Origin of the sequence: Erwinia sp. B116 (assembly GCF_002865965.1) — a bacterium.
Lineage (GTDB): Bacteria > Pseudomonadota > Gammaproteobacteria > Enterobacterales > Enterobacteriaceae > Erwinia.
This window is the reverse complement of the sequence record NZ_JRZZ01000004.1, coordinates 173,739-193,799: the sequence shown is the minus strand read 5'-3', so window position 1 is coordinate 193,799 and position 20,061 is coordinate 173,739. Positions and strand designations below refer to the sequence as shown.

Below are 20,061 nucleotides of genomic sequence, written 5' to 3'. Positions count from 1 at the left end.
ACTATGTGGTAGGCTTTGATTCTTCAGTGGAATTTGACTTATAAGCTTTTCTGTCTTGTGTTCGTAGATGTATCGCTCTTATACACACATTTGTAGCTTGTGCTCACGCATTGCAGATTGCGAACAATACCCGTGAGCAAGCCATGCTGGGCGATTTTCCGAAAGCGATTGACGATGCGGTCATGGATAGCAATGACGCGCATCAGGATATAATGGCGCAATATCTTAACAATCCTGAGATCGCCAGAGGCTTTGCCCGAGTTGTATTCGACAGGTTGAAAGGTTCATAAGGAGTCAGGAGCTGATTGTGGCCCAATGATTTAGCCATTGTCAGCCGTGATATCCCTGCCGCCATTTTGCCGCCACTCAGAACGCACCAAAAAAAAGCCACCCTCTAAAGGGTGGCTTAATATTCTGATTTTAAAGCTAAAATTTGGTGGCCCCAGCTGGACTTGAACCAGCGACCAAGCGATTATGAGTCGCGTGCTCTAACCAACTGAGCTATGGGGCCTGAGGCGCAGGATTATAAAGTAACTGAGCGATGCGATCCAGCGTTTAGCAGCCAGATGATGCTTTTTAAGGCAAAAACGTGCGATTGAAACGGGTTAAATTTCAACCGCTTCTGCAGTTCTGATGCGGACTACAGTTGCCACCACCACCGCTGCCCCTGTTACTGCTGGCTGCTGTTGCCCCCACCATTGCGATACCGCGAAGCGGACTGGCTGAGCGACAGGTCGGGCAGCAGCACGCCGCGTGCGGCGTCGAACGCCTGCCAGTTCTCCAGCCGCTCCAGCGAGGGAATAGTGACGCTTTCGCCCAGGTCCAGCCCGGCCAGCGCGGCGTCGACCAGCGTTTCCACTTCCATAATCATCTGCGCTGGGATGTTGTCCAGCGACTGGCCGGCGCGGTCAAATATTTCGGTGCGGGTAATGCCCGGCAGCACCGCCTGCACCTGCACGCCGTGCGGGCTGAGCGTCTGCGTCAGCGAACGGCTCAGGGTCAGCACGAAGGACTTGCTGGCGTTATAGGCGCCATTGGCCTGTTCATGCACCAGCGCCAGCACCGAGGCGACGTTAATCAGCGTTCCCGCGCCGCGCGCTCTGAAGGCGTTGCCCGCCGCGTGGGCGAGGCGGGTGGGGGCCAGCATATTCAGCGTCAGCATGCTCTGCACCCGTTCAATGTCGCTGTCGAGGAAATCCCCCTCCACGCTCATTCCGGCGTTATTGACCAGTAGGCTGATGCTGGCATCGTCGCGCAGGCGCTGTTCCACCTTTGCCAGCTCCTCCGGGCGGGTCAGGTCCGCCACCAGAACCTGGCAGCTGACGCCGTAGTCGTGCGCCAGTTTTGCGGCGAGCTGTTCCAGCCGCTGGCGATCGCGGGCGATCAGCAGCAGATCGTAGCCGCGCTGTGCCAGACGCTGTGCGTAGGTGGCGCCGATGCCGCTGGATGCGCCGGTAATCGCTGCTGTGCCTTGCTGAGTCATGGGTCTCTCCTGAATATGATGGTTATCATTTTTGCCTGTGGCTTAATATGATGGTCATCATATTGAATGTCAATACGCGGCGGCGGTTGAATATGACGATCATAATAATTACTCTGCTAGCTCCGCCCTGTCAGGCCATACACCAGGTGAACAATGTCAGAGACCAGCCACAAGCAGCGCACCCGTCAGCGCATCCTCGAAGAGGCGGCGGCGATTATGCGCGTCGTCGGTACGGAAGGAATTGGCGTTGCGGCGCTGATGAAGCGCGTCGGGCTGACCCACGGCGGGTTTTATGCCCATTTCAGCTCGCGTGACGATCTGGTGGCGCACGTTATCGACCAGATGTTTAGCGACGCTGCGCAGAGTCTGCAGGGGCTGTCTGCCGCCGGTTCCGCCGCTGAAAGGCTGCGGATGCTGATTGACCTGTATCTCTCGGACGTGGCGCGCACCGAGCCGCAGGCCAGCTGTCCGCTGCCGTCGCTGGCGGGGGAGGCGGGGCGTCTGCCGGAGGCGGCAAGAGAGCGTTTCGATGGCGGCATTCAGGCGCTGGAAGGGCTGCTGGCGAGGGAGATTGCCGGGCTGGGGCTGGCTGACCCCCAGCGGCAGGCGCGTTCGGTGCAGGCGGAGATGATCGGCGCGATGGCGCTGGCGCGCGCCATCCCCGATGACGTTCGCGCAGCCGAACGGCTGGCCGACTCACGGCTGGCGCTGCGCCAGCGGCTGGGGATCGCAGATTAAATCACGTCGGGACGCATCACATACTCCGCGCTGAACCCTACAACCTACTCGCTACCTGTAGTCTGTGTTGTATCAGCGGCAGGTGATTGATTTAAACACGTCCCTGTTATCGCACTCGTTCCCCAGGCCCGCGATACACCACGCTCCCCCAGTGGCGGCGGCCGGGCTTGTCCCCCTGCCAGCCGCGCTTCCTCAGCTCCCGCGCAATCAGCCGGTTCATTACGCCGTGCCCCACCAGCAGCACGTCACCCTGGGTGGCGTAGTCGGCCAGCTTATCCGCCGCGCGGGCGGCACGCGCGCAGGCCGCCTTGTACGACTCAGCCTGGCGGGCGTAGCCGCACAGCCACAGCAGGCGCAGCAGCACCAGCCACAGCACCGGCGGCAGGGCGGGGAAGCGCAGCGGCGGCACCGGCAGTTCAGCTTCGCGATACAGAGTGGCGACTTCCTGCGCCTGTCTGCCTAGCGCCTTCAGCGAGGCGCGGGCGCGCGGCAGCGGGCTGCACACCAGGATGCCGGCCTGCTGAGCGGCCTGCAGGCTGGAGGCCGGTGGCTGGTCGCAGATGCCCGCGCGATCGTAGGCGATGCACCAGGCCACCATCTCGCCGCAGGAAAAGCGGCCGCTGGTCGGGTGGGCGGACTTGCCGTGGCGCATCAGCGTAATGGTCATGGTTATTGGTCCGTTAGCGACAAAGGCAAAGAGCTTAACGGCTGGGGAGTGGGATGACAAACCCCAAAACTAACCCGTTGTCCTGCGTAGCCGTAAATCCGATCGCTGACGAAACAGCCCCGCCATCCACTTCCGGCATACCCAAAAAAACGCCGCAGTTTTCCTGAACTGTCATCTGGCTGAAATCTGTGCGGGGTACAACGTGCGTGCAGCGGCCGGGGACGGCGGGGAAATTTGCCTTAAACAGGGGCATTTCCCCGCAGCAGGAAAAAAATGCATATTTTTCACGCAGATCATTGCATTGATTTTATTCGTTTTTCCCGTTTTCCGTTGTTGTGAATGTCAAGAAAAACTGATCATTACCCTCTTGCTGCCTTGATTTATCTACACGCGTAGATACAATAGTGGCGTAGTGAAAATTCACGGTGCCGGAGGGTTAATCGCGGCGTGAAGGTTAAGAATTTGTTTCGCGTTACTTATATGACTGGCTAATTATAAAGCCGGCAGACGCGTAGCGGATATGTGTTCCAACACCAGGGAACCTTACTTTCACCTTTCGTCGTAATGATTGAACCAGTCCTCTCACTGGCACCTTTCCCGACGGGAAGCGGTGGTGCCAGCGGCAGGGCGAACCGTACTTCTCACATCAGGGATACTTTTCATGTCTACACCTCAGCACGTTGCGCAGGAAGCAGCATCGCCGGCCGGTTCGGCGGCAGATGAACGTTTAGCCACCCCGGAAGGCCGCAAGGATTTCTGGCGGGCCACCTTCTCCTGCTGGCTTGGCACGGCGATGGAATACGCCGACTTCGCACTCTATGGCCTTGCCGCCGGTATTATCTTCGGCGACGTCTTCTTCCCCAACGCCACCCCGGCGATGGCGTTACTTTCCAGTTTTGCTACCTGGTCGGTTGGCTTTGTTGCCCGCCCGATCGGCGCGCTGTTCTTCGGCTGGCTGGGTGACCGCAAAGGCCGCAAGGTGGTGATGGTCTCCACCATTATCCTGATGGGCCTCTCCACTACCTTAATCGGTCTGATCCCCAGCTACGCGTCAATTGGCCTGTGGGCACCGGCCTGTCTGGTGATCCTGCGCTTCAGCCAGGGCTTTGGTGCCGGTGCGGAACTCTCCGGCGGTACGGTGATGCTGGGGGAATATGCCCCGGCGCAGCGTCGTGGCCTGGTGTCGTCGATTATTGCCCTCGGCTCGAACAGCGGTACGCTGGTGGCGTCGCTGGTGTGGCTTGCGGTACTGCAGATGGATCAGCAGTCGCTGCAGGAGTGGGGCTGGCGTATCCCGTTCCTCTGTAGTTCGCTGATTGCGCTGGTGGCGCTGTGGATCCGCCGCAACCTGCGCGAAACCCCGGTGTTTGAGCGTAAACAGGCCGAAGTGCTGGCGCAGCGTCAGCAGGCGCTGGCCCGCCCGCCGGTGGCCGACACCCGTGGGTTCTGGCGCCGCAGCCGCGCCTTCCTGGTGATGGTCGGCCTGCGCATCGGTGAGAACGGCCCCTCCTATCTGGCGCAGGGCTTTATTATCGGTTACGTGGTGAAAGTGCTGGCGGTGGATAAATCTGTCGCCACCACCGCGGTGTTTATCGCCTCGCTGCTTGGCTTCCTGATTATTCCGCTGGCCGGCTGGCTGTCAGACCGCTTTGGCCGCCGCATTACCTACCGCTGCTTCTGCCTGCTGCTGATCCTCTACGCCTTCCCGGCCTTTATGCTGCTCGACTCGCGTGAGCCGGCGATCGTCATCGCCACTATCGTTACCGGGATGGGGCTGGCCTCGCTGGGGATCTTCGGCGTGCAGGCGGCGTGGGGCGTGGAGATGTTTGGCGTGCACCACCGCTACACCAAGATGGCGACGGCGAAAGAGCTGGGATCGATCCTCTCCGGCGGCACCGCGCCGCTGGTTGCCGCCGCGCTGCTGGCCTGGACCGGCCACTGGTGGCCGATCGCCGCCTACTTTGCGCTGATGGCCTCGGTCGGCTTCCTGACCACCTTTGTTGCCCCGGAAACCCGTGGCCGCGATCTCAACGCGCCGGAAGATGCGATCTGAGGACGCGCGCAGGGGGGAGTTAAGCTGGCCGGTTTTTTCCCCGGCCAGCTTTGTTGTTTTTCACAAGGAACTGATAATTGGATAAACCTCTACCCCGACGCGCCACCCGCGCCGATGTTGCCCGCGAGGCCGGAACCTCGGTTGCCGTGGTCAGCTATGTGGTGAATAACGGCCCGCGCCCGGTAGCACAGGCCACGCGGAAGCGGGTGCTGGCGGCGATTGAAAAAACCGGTTATCGCCCGAACAACGTGGCGCGGGCGCTGGCCTCCGGCACCAGCAAGACCTACGGTCTGGTGCTGCCGAATGTCAGTAACGTGTTCCTCGCGTCACTGGCGCATGCGCTGCAGCAGGAGGCGCTGGCGAACGATATGGTGATGCTGCTCGGCGACTCCGGCGACAGCCGCCAGCGCGAGCTGCAGCTGCTGAATACCCTGCTCAGCCAGCAGGTGGACGGGCTGATCTACATCAGCGTCGACCGCCACCCGTGGATCGAACTGCTGCAGGAGAGCGGAACACCGTTCCTGATGCTGGACAGCGTCGATCCGGCGCTGGGCGTCAGCGTACTGCGGGTGGATGAGCAGGCGGCATCGCGCCAGCTGACCGCGCACCTGCTCAGCCACGGCTATCGGCAGGTGGGCATCGTCACCGGCCCGCAGGAGATGCTGAATACGCAGGAGCGGCTGACCGGCTGGCGTGAAGCGCTGGCCGATGTGGGTCTGCAGGAGAACCCGGCGTGGATGTATACCGCCCCCTTTACCCGCGAAGGCGGTTATCAGGCGGCGCAGCAGATGCTGCAGGGGCAGACCCGGCCACGGGCGCTGTTTACCTCCAACGAAGCGCAGGCGATCGGGCTTATTCGCGGGCTGGCCGAGCAGGGCCTGCGGGTACCGGAGGACGTGGCGCTGGTCTGTTTTAACGGTACCGGGCTGGCCGCCTTCCAGGTACCGTCCCTGACCTGCGCGCGTCAGCCGGTGGAAGAGATGGCCAAAGCCGCTATCAGCATGCTGCGCGGCTGGAAAGGTAAGCCCACGCTGCGTGAGTTCTCTCACCGGCTGGAGCCTGGTGAATCCTGTGGCTGCCAGTCAGCCCGAAAAGATGATAACGATAAATGAAACGCATAATTATTGATTGTGACCCAGGAAATGGTATTGCCGGCGCTAACGTCGACGACGGGCTGGCCATCGCGCTGGCGCTCGCCGCGCCGGAGGTGAAGCTGGAGTTGATCACCACGGTGGCGGGCAATACGCCCAGCCAGCAGGGGTTCAACGTGGCGAAAGATCTGATCGAGCGCCTTGGGCTGCCGGTGCCGGTGGTGAAGGGCGCGGACGCCGCGCTGGCGGAGCCCGTCGAACCCTGGCGTCAGGCGCTGGACGGGCGGGTGGATAACACCCCGCAGGCAGAACTGTGGCGCGGCGTACGCCAGCCGCAGCCATTCAGCGCGCCGGATATTGACGCCGCCGATGCCATCGGCCAGCTGATCTGTGGCAATCCGGGAAAAATTACCCTGGTGGCGATCGGACCGCTGACCAACGTGGCGCTGGCGCTGGAGCGTTATCCGGAGATGGCCGAATCGGTGCAGGAGATCGCCATAATGGGCGGGGTGTTTGCGCTGGACGACTATATCAAGGACACCAACTTCGGCATCGATCCGGAGGCGGCGCAACGGGTGCTGAGCAGCGGGGCGAATATCACCCTGGTGCCGATGGACGTGACCAGCCAGACGCTGCTGACCCATCAGGATCTCAACCGCATCGCGACCATCGACACGCCGCTGGCGCGCTTCGTGACCGAGACGCTGCGGCCGTGGATTGATTACTCGATCCAGGTGCGGCAGCTGCCCGGCAGCTGGATCCACGACGCGCTGGTGGTGGCCTGGCTTCTCAATCAGCAGGTCGCCACCGCCGCCGATTTCTACGTTGAGGTGGAGCTGCGTCCGGGGATGACGCGCGGCAAGTCATGGCGTTTCCGCCCGCCGCTGCGGCTGGACGTGGGCATTACGCCACCGACCGGCGGGCTGATCCACGTGCTGCAGACGGTGGATAACCAGCTGCTGGTGGCGATGCTGGAACGCTATCTGGCAAAGCCGCCAGGCTGACCAGCACACGTAAATCGCCGTTCACCGCGGTAACAAAAAGGGCGGCGCATCATAAATGCGCCGCCCTTTTTTATGGCTGGTGCGGTCGGCAGATTATTTTGCCGTCGCCCTGCGCCAGCGCCACCCGTCAATCACCAGCAGCACCAGCAGGCTGATGCCCATCACCGGCAGGCTGAACGCGACGATCGCGGTAACCACCAGCAGCAGGAAGCGGGTGCCGGTCGACAGCGGCTGCCAGCAGCCAGCCAGCGTATCCAGCGGCGACAGGCGCCCGCTCTGCGGACGCTTAAGCCACCACATGCGGTAACCGATGATAATCATCAGGCAGAGCCCAAGGCCAAAGGCCGCCATCGCCAGCTGGTTTGCCAGGCCAAACAGCACCCCCATATGGGCGTCCACCCCCCAGCGCGTCAGTCTGGCCAGCAGGCCGAAATCCTTAAACTCCACCTTATCCAGCACCCGGTTGCTGTTCGGGTCGACCGCCACGCTGTCGACCTGTACCGGCCAGCGGTGGTCGATCTCGCCGACCTTCCAGCCTTTGTCGGCGGTGTAGGATGGGCGGATCTCCAGCTTCGCGGCGTCAATGCCGGCGGCGCGGGCGGCGGCCAGCACGCTGTCAAACTGGGCCGGATCCACGCGCGCAGCCTTAACCCCGGCTGGCATGTTCATCACGTGGCCGTTGTGCGCGGCGTGTTCATCGTCGCTCATATTCATCATCGCTGCGGTGGGCTGCAGCGCGGTGTTGACCGACGGGGTCAGCCAGCCGAAGTGGGCGCGCATCTGTGAAATATTGTCCCCCGCCCAGCGTGACCAGGTGAGGCCGGTGGCCGAGGTAAACAGCATCCCGGCCAGCAGCAGCAGGCCGAGGGTAACGTGGCGGCGGCGCTGGCGGGCGGTCTGCTGTGCGCGGGTCGGTTTACCCTGCGTCGCTCTGAGCCGCGGCGTGCGGCTGGTGGCCCACAGCAGCGCGCCGCCCAGCGCGGCAATCCATAGCCAGCTTGCCGCCAGTTCGCTGTAGTGGCGGCCAAAATCGCCCAGCAGCAGGCTGCGGTGCAGGTTATCCAGCGTGGTGCGCAGCGGCAGGATGCCGCTGGTGCCGTACACCGTCAGCGTGCCTTTGATCGCCAGGGTTTTCGGGTCGATAAACACCGCCAGCGTCTCTGACGCGTTCAGTTCGGGGCGCGAGAACATGACCCGGGTGGTGTCACCGTCGTGTGGTGCGGGGCGCACCGCGGCGATGCGCGCATCCGGCCCCATCAGCCGGGTCGCCTGCGCCACCTGATCGGCCAGCGGGTGGTCGGGGCCGCTGGCGGTGGTAAACAGCTGGTCGCGGTAGAGCATGTTTTCCAGCTGCGGCGTCAGCACGTAGAGGGTGCCGGTCAGCGCCGCCATAAAGATAAAGGGGGCGATAAACAGCCCGATATAAAAGTGCAGACGGCGCAGCAGCGGCAGCACGCTGCTCTGGCTGCGGGTGGCCAGCGCGATGGCTGGCCCGTGTTGTTCAGACATGATTATTCCTTCCGCCCGGATAACAGGCATAAAACCCCGGCCGTGGCAGGGCCACGACGCAAAAAAGCGCGATTCAGATCGGATTAGTGAACGGCGGGCGGGGCGCGCGGATGGAAGAAGCGGGGAACAAAACGGGCGACCACGGCCTGAACCAGCGGCACGGCCGGGGGGGCGGCGCTCTGCCGCAGGCACCACAGCAGGGAGAGTACGGTCAGCGTCAGTGCCAGGTGGATCAGCAGCACGCAGTAGCCGCAGGCGCTGTCATCCATCATCGACATCGGGTGATGGAACGGCATCATCATGCCCATCTCCATCATCGCACGGTGTTCTGCTGCGGACATCTGATGCGCGGGGCTACGGGGCTCAGCGTCAGATGCCTGATGTGTTGCGCTACTGTGCCCGGAAGAGCTGTGCTCAGCAGGTATTGGGTGTGAAGAAACGTGGTACTCAGCGGCAGTCATCGGGTATGACGTTGCGCTGTGCTCAGCGGCAGTCATCGGGTGTGAAGCCGCGTTGTGCTGACTGGCGGATATCAGATGTGCCGGCTTACTATCGTGATCCGTATCCGGTCGATGTGGTCCGCTGGCATGGCCGCCAGCGCCAGTGACCGTGCCAGTGACCGTGGCTGACGACGCAGCGCGATCGTCGTTCATCGTCATCTCATCGCCACGCAGCTGTGCCAGTGATTTGGAAATCACCGGGGCAACAAACAGCAGCAGTACGGCCATCAGCGCCAGCCAGGCGGCTGCGCGGCTGCGGGTGGCCGAAAATGAGATCAGTGACACGCCAGTCCCTTCAGTAGCAAATGCCGGGGGATTGTACCCGAAAGCTTCCGGCAAGGGTTACAGCAAATCCGCATAACGTCTGCCGTTTAAAGGGGCTTAAAGAGGTAAAAACGCCGGGACTGCGGCGGAGGAAATAATCACCGCCGGGCATTATTATTCGCGTGAAATAACCACGGATAATAAGCGGCAATATTAACGTCTGCGCTGCAACATTGCCGGTCAGGGGCGGTTGTGCCGGTGATTCGGCGCGGCCCGTTCAGCAGGTTAAGGGCATGTTTTAAGATATTTCTGTATATTACAGTTTAGCTCAGGTTATGAACGAGCGTTCAGGGGTATCATTTTTTTTGCTGCGAATTTTTTACCAGTAACTTGTTTTTATTTGTTTTTTTTATTTATCGATCTTATGACTGTTGCGCTCTCCCTCCCATCCGCCCGCCGCTGAATTGTCAGTAAATTGTCAATAAAACGTAAGTTTAAGAACATTCCTGGTAAGCGAGGCGATAAGGTATCCGGCAAACACCCATACCCGTTAATAATTAGACTCAGGGCATCACTATGCTACGGAATGCGTCTGTCAAGTTGCGGATACCCCCTGTCCGCCTTAGCCAGCTGGCTGCACTGTTATTATTTCACACCGCCGCCTCTGCCGCGGCCGACGTGGATCGCAACCTGGGTAATCAGCAGCAGATTAACCAGCAGGAGCGCCAGCGCGCGGCCGAACGCCAGCTGGCCCCGACAGCGCCCGACGTGCGCCTGCAGGCGCCTGGCAGCTTCTTCAGTACGCTGACCTTCCCCAGCGAGCAACCGTGCTTCGCGCTGCAGCGCGTTGAGCTGAGCGGCACCGACGCATTCCCGCACTGGCTGCCGCTGCAGAAGCTGGCTGACCAGGCGCGCGGCCAGTGCCTCGGCGGCAAGGGCATTAACCTGCTGATGAGCGCGCTGCAGAACCGGCTGGTGGATCACGGCTACGTTACCGCCCGGGTGCTGGCACCGCCGCAGGATCTGAATAAGGGCACGCTGAAGCTGCTGCTGGTGCCGGGTAAGGTGCGAAAAATCGCCCTGACGCCGGACAGCGACCGCTACGTGCAGCTTTACAGCGCGCTGCCGGCGCGTGAAGGCGAGCTGCTGGACCTGCGTGATATCGAACAGGGGCTGGAGAACCTGCAGCGGCTGCCGACGGTAAAGGCGGATATGCAGATCGTCCCCGGTGAGCAGCCCGGCGAGAGCGATATCAACGTTAAGTGGCAGCAGGATCGCCACTGGCGGCTTGGCGCCTCGCTGGATGACGCCGGTGACAAAACCACCGGCCGCTACCAGGGGTCGTTAACGCTGTCGGTGGATAACCCGTTCTCCCTGAGCGACCTGTTTTACGTCTCCGGCGGCCACGACCTGCAGTCCGGCGGCGGCAAGAGCAGCAAGAATTACCTCGCTCACTACTCGGTGCCGTTTGGCTACTGGATGGCGGGCGTCACCGCCAGCGACTACGACTACCGGCAGACCCTCGCCGGCCTTAACGGTGACATCAGCTATCGCGGCAAGAGCAAGTCGCTCAATTTCCAGCTCAGCCGCGTGCTGCACCGCAGCGGCAGCCAGAAAACCTCGTTCAGCTACGAGGTGCTGACCCGCGAAACCCGCAACTACCTGGAAGACACCGAAATCGAAGTGCAGCGCCGCCGCACCGCCGCCTGGCGGCTTGGGCTGCAGCACCGCCACTACATTGGCGAGTCGACGCTCGACCTGGCGGCCAGCTATCAGCGCGGCACACGCTGGTTCGGCGCGATGCCGGCCCCGGAAGAGAGCTTTGGTGAGGCCACCGCGCTGGCGAAAATCGTCCAGCTCTCCGCGCAGTACAATCTGCCGTTCCACCTCGGCGACCAGACCTTCCGCTACAACGTGCAGTACCAGCGCCAGATGACCCACGACGCGCTGACCCCGCAGGATCAGCTGGCGCTGGGCAACCGCTGGACGGTGCGTGGCTTCGACGGCTACCGCACGCTGAACGGCGATGAGGGCTGGTTCGTGCGTAACGATATCGCATGGCGCACGCCGCTGCCGAACCAGGAACTGTATCTCGGCGCCGACTACGGCGAAGTGAAAAACAGCCGCGAGCTGCTGCCGGGCCAGCACCTGGCGGGCGGGGTGATTGGCCTGCGCGGCAACGCCTTCAACACCGGCTATGACCTGTTTGCCGGGGTACCGTTCTCCAAATCGGACGACTTCGATACCAGCCCGGTCAGCCTCGGCTTTAACCTGAGCTGGGAGTACTGAGCATGAGCATTCCGGTTAACGGCATGCGGGTGATCTGCCCGCTGCTCGGCGGTAATTTCAGCGAGGCGGAGGTGCTGGGGGCCAGCAGCTGGCTGTGGATGCACTCAGAGCGGCACCGGCATATCCCGCTCAGCGCGCTGCCGACTCTACTGCTGCCGGCCATCAAGCACCGCCAGTTTGCGCTGGCGCTGCGCGACGAGCAGCCGCTGTTCTTCCTCAGCTGGGCGTGGAAGGACGAGGAAGCGGAGCATCGCTACCTGACGCAGTCCGGCATTCACGTGCAGGAGCGCGACTGGCACAGCGGCGACCGGCTGTGGTTCCGCGACTGGATCGCGCCGTTTGGCGAGATGTTTGCCCTGCGCCGTCTGGTGGGCGGCACGCTGTTTCCCCACCTCTGCGCCCGCGCGCTGGATCACAAAGGTGACCAGCGCGGCCTGCGCGTTAACCATTTTCGTGGCGATGCGGTAACGCATCAGGACTTTGACCGCTGGCAGCGAGAGACGCCGCTGGCCAGCCGTTAACTGAAGGGGATCCCCCGGTGAACAACAAACTTTATCGCGTTATTTTCAATAAGGCGCGCGGCCTGCTGATGGTGGTGGCAGAAAACGGCCGCGGGCACGGTAAGGGCCCGGCCAGCGGCGAAGGCCATACGCTCAGCCAGCTGATCGGCAAATTGTCACCGGTGGCGTGGGTGACGCTCAGCGCGCTGGGGATGGTGGCGCTGCTGCCTGCCGCCAGCGCCGCCGGCATCGTCGCCGACGGCCGGGCACCGGGGAATCAGCAGCCGACGGTGGTGCAGTCGGCTAACGGCACGCCGCAGGTCAATATCCAGACCCCGAGCGCGGCGGGCGTGTCGCGCAATACCTACAGCCAGTTTGACGTTGATAAGAAAGGGGCGATCCTCAATAACTCCCACCGCAACGTGCAGACCCAGCAGGGCGGCTGGGTGGCGGCCAACCCGTGGCTGGCAAAGGGCGAGGCGAAGATCATCCTCAATGAGGTCAACTCGCGCGATCCGAGCAAGCTTAACGGCTATATCGAAGTGGCCGGGCAGAAGGCGCAGGTGGTGATCGCCAACCCGGCGGGGATCGGCTGCGACGGCTGCGGCTTTATCAACGCCAGCCGCTCAACGCTGACCACCGGTAAACCGGTGTTTGACGGCCAGCAGCTGCGCGGCTATCAGGTCGACGGCGGCGAGATCGTGGTGCAGGGCGCGGGCATGGACAGCAGCCGCCAGGACTACACCGATCTGATTGCCCGCACGGTGAAGGTCAACAGCGGCGTGTGGGCCAACGATCTGAAGGTGACCACCGGCAGGAACCGGGTGGATGCCGAAAGCGGCAGCGCCACGAAAACCAGCGCCACCGCCGACAGCGCGGCGGATGACGCCGCGCGGCCGGGCGTATCGCTGGACGTGGCACAGCTGGGCGGCATGTACGCCGGAAAAATTCGCCTGGTCGGTACCGAAAACGGCGTCGGCGTGCGTAACGCCGGGTCGATCGGTGCCCAGGCGGGCAGCGTCACCATCAGCGCCGACGGACATATTGAGAACAGCGGCGCGATCGGCGCCAGCCAGGACGTGCAGCTTAACGGCAAAAGCCTGGCCAACAGCGGCACGCTGTACGGCCAGCGCGACGTGGAGGCGAAAGTCAGCGGCAGCCTGAGCAACAGCGGCACGGTAGCGGCGCAGCGTAACGCCCGCGCCAGCGCGCGGCAGATTAGCGGCAGCAGCGGTTCGGTATTTTCCGCTGGCGTGAACAGCGACGGCAGCCTCGGCAAAAGCGGCGATCTCTCGCTGACCGCCAGCGGCCAGCTGACCAGCAACGGGCAGAACCTCGCGCCGGGCAGGCTCAGCGTGCAGGCGGCGGCGGTGGATCTCAGCGGCAGCCAGAGCGCGGGCAGCGACGTCAGCGTGCAGGCCACCCACGGCACGCTGGCCAGCCGCAACGCGGTGTTGCAGAGCAGCGGCAGGATGGAACTCAGCGCGCAGGGCGGCGTGGATAACCGCAACGGCAAGCTGGTCAGCGGCGGTGCGCTGGCGCTGACCAGCGACCAGCAGACTTCAGGCGCTAACGCGGTAAACCGTAACAACACATCTGCAGCAGCCAGTACCGACGCTAACGGCACCGCCGGGCTGAACAACGACGGCGGGCTGATCTCTGCCACCGGCGGCGATCTCTCCGTCAGCAGTGCAACCCTGACCAACCGCAGCGGACGCCTGGAGTCCGCCGGGGACGTCACCGTTAACAGCGGCAGTCTGAATAACGCCGGCGGCATTATCGTCGGCCAGCAGCTCACCCTGAACGGCGGCGACAATACGCTGAATAATCAGGCGGGCATCGCGGTGGCCGCCAAAGGGCTGACGCTGAACGCGGCGTCGCTGGCCAACCAGGGCGGTACGCTGATGGCGACCGGCTCTCTGAACCTCAACGCCGCCGGCGTCGATAACCGCAGCGGCACGCTGCTCAGCCAGCAGGACTTTACCCTTAATACCGCGCAGCTGAATAACCAGCAGGGACGCGTTGCCGGCAGTAATCTGACGGTGAACAGCGCGGTGCTTAACAACCAGCAGGGCCAGATCTCAGCCGATAACGCGCTGCACCTGCAGAACGGCGACAGCGGCATGGCCATCGCCAACGACGGCGGCACGCTGATTGCCGGCAAATCCCTGACCGCCGACGCGCAGAGCCTTAGCGGCAGCGGCGATATTCTCTCGCTGGGCGATCTGCGGCTCGGCGTGCGCGGCGACTTCGCCAGCGGCGGCAGCACCATCGCCAACGGCAATCTCGATCTGAACGTACAGGGCACGCTGGATAACGGCGGCAAAGTCGCCGCCGGTCAGCAGCTGAACCTCAGCAGTGCTGCGCTGAACAACCGGCAGAGCGGTGAAATCAGCGGCCTGCGCACGCTGGTTAACGTGGCCGGGGCGCTGACCAACCGTGGCCTGATCGACGGCGTGGAGACGGTGCTGCGTGCCGCCAGCGTCAGCAATATCGGCAGCGGCCGGCTTTACGGTGACCAGCTGTCGATCCAGGCGGCTGAACTGAATAACCTCGCCGAAGGCGGCAGCAGCGCAACGATTGCCGCGCGCCAGCGCCTGGATCTGGGCGTCGGCACGCTGAACAACAGCGAACACAGCCTGATCTACAGCGACGGCGATATGTCGATCGGCGGCTGGCTGGACGAGAACTTCGCCGCCGGCGGCCGCGCCGGGGTGATTAACAACCACAGCGCCACCATTGAGTCAGCGGGCAATATGCTGATCAATACCACCCGGCTTAACAACATCAACGATCGCTTCAGTACCCGGCTGATGCACGTCTCCGACCAGCAGAAAAACGAGTATATGGTGGTGGCGCTGAACAACGGCGTGCACTACGACGACGCGGACTACGACATTACCTTCTACAAGGATGAGGTGCAGCATATCTGCATCGCCGGGGTGGTGTGTAATCAGGATCACTATTACCAGTACAGCTACACCCAGAGCATCTGGCAGGATCAGATCGTGGAAAGCGATCCGGGCCAGATCCTCGCCGGCGGTAGCCTGGCGATCAACGCCGACCAGACGCTGAACGACAAGAGCCGGATTATCGCCGGTGGCGATCTGCTGCTGGCCAGCGCCGGGCTGCAGAACGCCGACGTGCCCGGCCAGCAGATTATTTCGCAGGTCGGCCAGGTGATCGAGTGGGATCGCATCCATAAGAAGGGCAAAGACAGCCAGAAGGCGTCGGCCTCGCCCTACACGCCGCCGGATGTTATCCAGCAGATCACCCTGAAGCCGAACGTGGTGCAGGGCAACACCCAGGTGAACCTCTCCGGCCCGGTGGCAGACGGCTTTACCGCCAGCCAGGCCGGCGCGGTGCCGGTTAACAGCGGCGATCTCTCCTCGCTGCCGGGCGGCCAGCGGATTGAAATCGCGGGTAAAGATAACCTGGTGGTGCGCTCGCAGATCCCTGATGCCTCGGTGCCGGAGGGCAGCCTGTTCATTACCCGGCCCGCAACCGACAGCGGCTACCTGATCGAAACCGATCCGCGCTTTACCAACCAGAAAACCTGGCTCAGCTCCGACTATATGCTGGCGCAGCTGGCCAGCGATCCGGGCGCCACGCAGAAGCGCCTTGGCGACGGTTTCTACGAGCAGCGGCTGGTGCGCGAGCAGATCGTCGAACTGACCGGCGATCGCTACCTCGCGGGTTACGACAGTGATGAAGAGCAGTACAAGGCGCTGATGGAGTCCGGCGTCGCCTTTGCGAAACAGTTCGGCCTGACGCCGGGCGTGGCGCTGACCGCCGATCAGATGGCGCAGGTGACCAGCGATATGGTGTGGCTGGTCTCCCGCGAAGTCACGCTGGCCGACGGCAGCCGCCAGCAGGTGCTGGCACCGCAGGTCTACGCTCAGGTACAGCAGGGCGATATTGACGGCAGCGGCGCGCTGCTGGCCGGGCGCAACGTGGCGATCGGCGTCAGCGGTGGCATGCTTAACCAGGGCAAAATTAACGCCAGCCAGCTGCTGGACATCAGCGGTGACACCATCACCAACGTCGGCGGCATTATCAGCGGCGGCAAGGTGCAGCTGCTGGCCGGTAACGATCTGGTCAACAACGGCGGCCTGATCCAGGCGCAGACCGCGCTGACCGCCAGCGCCGGGCGCGATATCACCCTGGCCTCGCCGACCACCCATGCGGAAAGCACTAACGGCAGCAACAGCTTCAGCCGCGACAGCGTGTCGCGGGCGGCTGGCATGTACGTGCAGCAGGAGGACGGCACGCTGGCGCTGCAGGCCGGGCGCGACGTTACCCTGCAGGGCGCGACCCTGAATAACAGCGGCAGCCAGACCACGGTGCTCGCCGGGCGCGATATCACCCTCGCCAGCGTCGGCACCGCCCGCAGCGATACGCTGGTGTGGGACAAAGACAACCATGTCAGCCAGGCGAGCAGCACCCGGGTGGTCAGCGACGTCACCGGCAACGGTGATGTGGCAATGCAGGCCGGGCGTAACCTGACCAGCGAAGGGGCGACGGTGAATGCCGCCAGCGCGCTGACCCTGACGGCGGGCAACGATCTGCTGATCGACAGCGCGCGCAACAGCGCTTCGCTGGATATGGCCTCGAAGGTGAAAGGCTCCGGCTTCCTGTCGAAAAATACCACCACCACCCGCGCCGGGTACGATGAGCAGACCGCCGCAGGCAGCAGCCTCGGCGGCGCGACCCTTACCGCCGGTGCCGGCCATGACCTGACCGTGCGCGGCAGCGACGTGGCGGCAGATGACGCGCTGACGCTGCGTGCCGGTAACGATCTTAACGTCACTACCGCGGAACAGGAGCGTGATGCCTGGTCGATGACGCAGAAGACCAAATCCGGGCTGATGAGCAGCGGCGGCATCGGCTTTACCCTCGGCTCGACCCTGAATAAGGTCACCGAAGAGAGCACCGGCACCACCGCGCGCGGCAGCACCGTCGGTGCAGTTAACGGTGACGCGACGCTGACCGCCGGGAACGATCTTCGCGTGCAGGGTTCGCAGCTGATCGCCGGCAACGATATCAGTCTGGTGGGAAAAAACGTCACCATCGAATCGGCAGAGAATAGCGCCAGCAAACGCGGCACCAGCGAACAGCGCTCCAGCGGCCTGACGCTGGCGCTCTCCGGCGCGGTGGGCACTGCGCTGAACACCGCGAAAACCATCTCCGAGCTGGAGACCGACAAGCAGGATAAGCGCGTGGCGCAGCTGCAGCAGGTGAAAGCCGGGCTGGACGGTTACCAGGCGGTGCAGGGAGTGCGCAGCGCGCTGCAGGATCCGATGAACCAGAGCTTTGTCGGCATTGAGCTGAAGCTGGGGGCCAGCCAGAGCCACAGCGAAAGCCAGAGCGACGCGATCACCTCGGCGGCCAGCGCCATCCAGGCGGCGCATGACCTGAATATCTTCGCCACCGGCAGCGACGGCACCGCCGCCGACGGCGATATCAGCGTGCAGGGCAGCCAGCTGCAGGCCGGTAATGCGATGCTGCTGTCGGCGGCGCGCGATATCAGTCTGCGCTCATCGCAGGACAGCCAGTTGAGCAGCAGCAAAAACAGCAGCAGCAGCGGCGAAGTTGGCGTCGGCATCGGCGTTGGCAGCGACGGCTGGGGCATTTCGGTGTCGCTCAGCGGCAGCAAAGGCAGCGGCAAAGAGCACGGCGACGGCGTGACCCATAACGAAACCACGCTGGACGCCGGTAACCAGGTGACGCTGCTCAGCGGCCGCGATACCACCCTGACCGGGGCACAGGTCAGCGCCGATCGGGTGGTGGCCGACGTGGGCCGCGATCTGACCCTCACCAGCGAGCAGGACAGCAACAACGTCGACTCGAAGCAGAAAAACGTCAGCGGCGGGCTGAAGTTCACCTTCGGCTCGATGACCGTCAGCGGCAATCTGTCGGTGAACAACAGCAAGCTGGACAGCAACTACCAGAGCGTGCAGGAGCAGAGCGGCATCTTCGCCGGGGACGGCGGCTACGACGTCACCGTTGGCAACCACACCCAGCTGAACGGCGCGGTGATTGGCAGCACGGCCGCTGCGGAAAATAACCGGCTGGATACCGGCACGCTGGGCTTTAGCGATCTGATTAACCAGGCCGACTTCAGCACCTCCAGCGTCGGCGTCGGGCTGAGCAGCAGCTTCGGCCTGCCGAAGGATAACAAGAACGACGGCGCCGCGCCGAAGGATCAGATTGCCGAAACCAAACCGGTCACGCCGATCCTCACCCAGCTGGGGCAGAACGTGGCACCGGACGCCATGTCAGCGTCTCAGCGATCCGGCGACGGCTCCAGCACCACCTACTCGGCCGTTTCTGACGGCACGCTGATCGTGCGTAACGCCGGCCAGCAGCAGCAGGACGTCAGCACACTGAGCCGCGATGTGGAACACGCCAACCAGACCCTCAGCCCAATCTTCGACAAAGCTGCTGAGCAGAAGCGCCTGCAGAAAGTGCAGCTGATCGGTTCGGTCGCCAGTTCGGCGGTGAACACCGTGCTGACCGAACATGAGCTCTACGCGCAGCGTCAGGGCATTGCGGAGCTGGGCGAGGATGCACCGGGCTGGGGCGCGACCCATGAAGCGCACAAAGCGTACTGGGACGCGGTGCAGGCTACTTCGGCGTACAAGAAAAACATGGACGGCTACGAGGCCGACGGCACCTATAAAATGGCGGCCAACGCGGCGGTGACGGCGATTGGCGGCCTGGCGGAAGGTGACCCGGCGAAGGCGCTGGCGCAGGCTTCCGCGCCTTACCTGGCCGGTAAGATCAAAGATCTGACCTATAACGATCCGAAAAACCCGACCGCGCAGGAGATCGCCACCAACGCCTTCGCCCACGCCATTCTGGGCGGCGTGGTGGCGCAGATGAGCGGCCAGAACGCGACGGCCGGGGCGATCGGAGCGGGGGGCAGCGAGCTGGCGATCCGCGCCATCCATCAGGCGCTGTATCCGGACGTGAAGGTGGCCGACCTGAGCGGCCAGCAGGAGAAGACCATTAAGAACCTGGCGCTGATCGCCGCCAGCCTGAGTGGCGCGCTGGTCAGTGATGACACGGCCGGGGCGGTGGATGCCTATAACACCGGCAAAAACGCGGTGGAGAACAACTATCTGCGCGCCGATCAGCTGGATAAGTTTGCCGCCAAAGCGCAGGGCTGTAAGCAGCGCGGTGACTGCGACGCGGTCAGGAAAGAGATGCAGACGCTGAGCCTGAAGCAGCAGGACCAGCTGGTGGCGGTCTGCGCCACCGATCCGACGGCCTGTAAGGCCAACTTCGGCGACGTGGCCGCCAACGGCATGCTGGTGCGCGAAGCGATCGACCGGGTGCTGGGCAACGACGACGTGCCGTGGCAGATGAAGAGCGATATGTCGGCGCTCTATGCCCAGCAGATTGAGGCCGAAGGCGTGGTCTCCAGCACCGAGTTCGCCAGACAGCTGCAGAGCCGTTACGGCATCGATGAGCAACGGGCGCAGCTGCTGGCCGGTGCGGCGCTGAGCGCAATGAGCGGTGGTATTAAGCTCGGCGGGCGCAGTCCGGCGGCCGTCAGCAGCGGCGGTAAGGGAGCCAGCACTGCCACCGGCAGCGGCAAAGGGACTACAACCGGCAGCGGTGCTACCGGCAGTTCCGGCAGCGGCACGGCGGGCAACGGCGGCAGTAACGGCAGCAGCACCGGGGGCACGCCAGCAACGCCGGCGACCAGCGAAGCCGCGCTGCCGCTCGGTGGCAAGAACAACCAGATGAACCAGCCGAAAAATCCGTCCTATCAGCCGGTGCGTAACCAGACCAGCACCGTGGGTAACCGGGAGTATTCCGGCCACGCTTTAGATAGAATGCAGGATCGCGGCATCATGCCTTCGGTGGTGGAAAACACCATTAAAACCGGCGCCGCGACCTCCAGTCGGGGGAACACCACGGTGTATTACGATGCGACCAATAACGTGTCGGTGGT

General features: G+C 63.3%; 12 protein-coding genes and 1 tRNA gene. 8 read left to right on the top strand and 5 right to left on the bottom strand.

What is annotated here, in order from left to right; translation table 11 throughout:
- Nucleotides 1–143 precede the first annotated feature (143 nt).
- Nucleotides 144–290, top strand: coding sequence for a hypothetical protein (locus tag NV64_RS05040; protein WP_199177623.1), 147 nt, complete (start codon nucleotides 144–146; stop codon nucleotides 288–290).
- A 144-nt stretch (nucleotides 291–434) separates the two neighbouring features.
- Here NV64_RS05040 and NV64_RS05035 read toward each other — a convergent pair.
- A tRNA-Ile gene (locus tag NV64_RS05035) sits at nucleotides 435–511 on the bottom strand.
- A 159-nt stretch (nucleotides 512–670) separates the two neighbouring features.
- Nucleotides 671–1,483 carry an SDR family oxidoreductase gene (locus NV64_RS05030; RefSeq protein WP_101505448.1) on the bottom strand — a complete coding sequence of 271 codons (813 nt, stop codon included), beginning with the start codon at nucleotides 1,481–1,483 and terminating at the stop codon, nucleotides 671–673.
- Between the two features lie 153 nt (nucleotides 1,484–1,636).
- Between NV64_RS05030 and NV64_RS05025 the strand changes: the two genes are divergently transcribed.
- Nucleotides 1,637–2,221 carry a TetR/AcrR family transcriptional regulator gene (locus NV64_RS05025; protein WP_101505447.1) on the top strand — a complete coding sequence of 195 codons (585 nt, stop codon included), beginning with the start codon at nucleotides 1,637–1,639 and terminating at the stop codon, nucleotides 2,219–2,221.
- 106 nt (nucleotides 2,222–2,327) lie between these two features.
- Here NV64_RS05025 and NV64_RS05020 read toward each other — a convergent pair whose 3' ends face one another.
- Nucleotides 2,328–2,888, bottom strand: a complete 561-nt coding sequence (locus NV64_RS05020) for a histidine phosphatase family protein (RefSeq protein WP_101505446.1) — start codon at nucleotides 2,886–2,888, stop codon at nucleotides 2,328–2,330.
- 661 nt (nucleotides 2,889–3,549) lie between these two features.
- Between NV64_RS05020 and NV64_RS05015 the strand changes: the two genes are divergently transcribed.
- The 3 genes from NV64_RS05015 (at nucleotide 3,550) to NV64_RS05005 (ending at nucleotide 7,036) form a co-directional block, all read left to right on the top strand.
- A complete protein-coding gene (locus NV64_RS05015) occupies nucleotides 3,550–4,941 on the top strand; it encodes an MFS transporter (RefSeq protein WP_101505445.1) in 1,392 nt (463 codons plus the stop codon).
- A 77-nt stretch (nucleotides 4,942–5,018) separates the two neighbouring features.
- Nucleotides 5,019–6,053: a LacI family DNA-binding transcriptional regulator gene (locus NV64_RS05010; protein WP_101505444.1), complete on the top strand. Its 1,035-nt coding sequence runs from the start codon at nucleotides 5,019–5,021 to the stop codon at nucleotides 6,051–6,053.
- Nucleotides 6,050–7,036, top strand: coding sequence for a nucleoside hydrolase (locus NV64_RS05005; RefSeq protein ID WP_056235756.1), 987 nt, complete (start codon nucleotides 6,050–6,052; stop codon nucleotides 7,034–7,036). Before NV64_RS05010 ends, NV64_RS05005 begins: the two co-directional genes overlap by 4 nt.
- 93 nt (nucleotides 7,037–7,129) lie before the next feature.
- Here NV64_RS05005 and NV64_RS05000 read toward each other — a convergent pair whose 3' ends face one another.
- Both NV64_RS05000 and NV64_RS23895 read right to left on the bottom strand, forming a co-directional pair.
- Entirely contained in the window at nucleotides 7,130–8,545 is a 1,416-nt protein-coding gene (locus NV64_RS05000; RefSeq protein ID WP_101505443.1) for a PepSY domain-containing protein, read from the bottom strand.
- A gap of 83 nt (nucleotides 8,546–8,628) precedes the next feature.
- Nucleotides 8,629–9,330, bottom strand: coding sequence for a DUF2946 domain-containing protein (locus NV64_RS23895; protein WP_233208923.1), 702 nt, complete (start codon nucleotides 9,328–9,330; stop codon nucleotides 8,629–8,631).
- A gap of 555 nt (nucleotides 9,331–9,885) precedes the next feature.
- Between NV64_RS23895 and NV64_RS04985 the strand changes: the two genes are divergently transcribed.
- From NV64_RS04985 to NV64_RS04975, 3 genes are all read left to right on the top strand, one after another.
- A complete protein-coding gene (locus NV64_RS04985; RefSeq protein WP_056235763.1) occupies nucleotides 9,886–11,598 on the top strand; it encodes a ShlB/FhaC/HecB family hemolysin secretion/activation protein in 1,713 nt (570 codons plus the stop codon).
- Between the two features lie 2 nt (nucleotides 11,599–11,600).
- Nucleotides 11,601–12,119, top strand: a complete 519-nt coding sequence (locus NV64_RS04980) for a toxin-activating lysine-acyltransferase (protein ID WP_101505442.1) — start codon at nucleotides 11,601–11,603, stop codon at nucleotides 12,117–12,119.
- Between the two features lie 17 nt (nucleotides 12,120–12,136).
- Nucleotides 12,137–20,061: hemagglutinin repeat-containing protein (locus NV64_RS04975; protein WP_101505441.1), on the top strand; the 7,925-nt coding region annotated here is incomplete at its 3' end.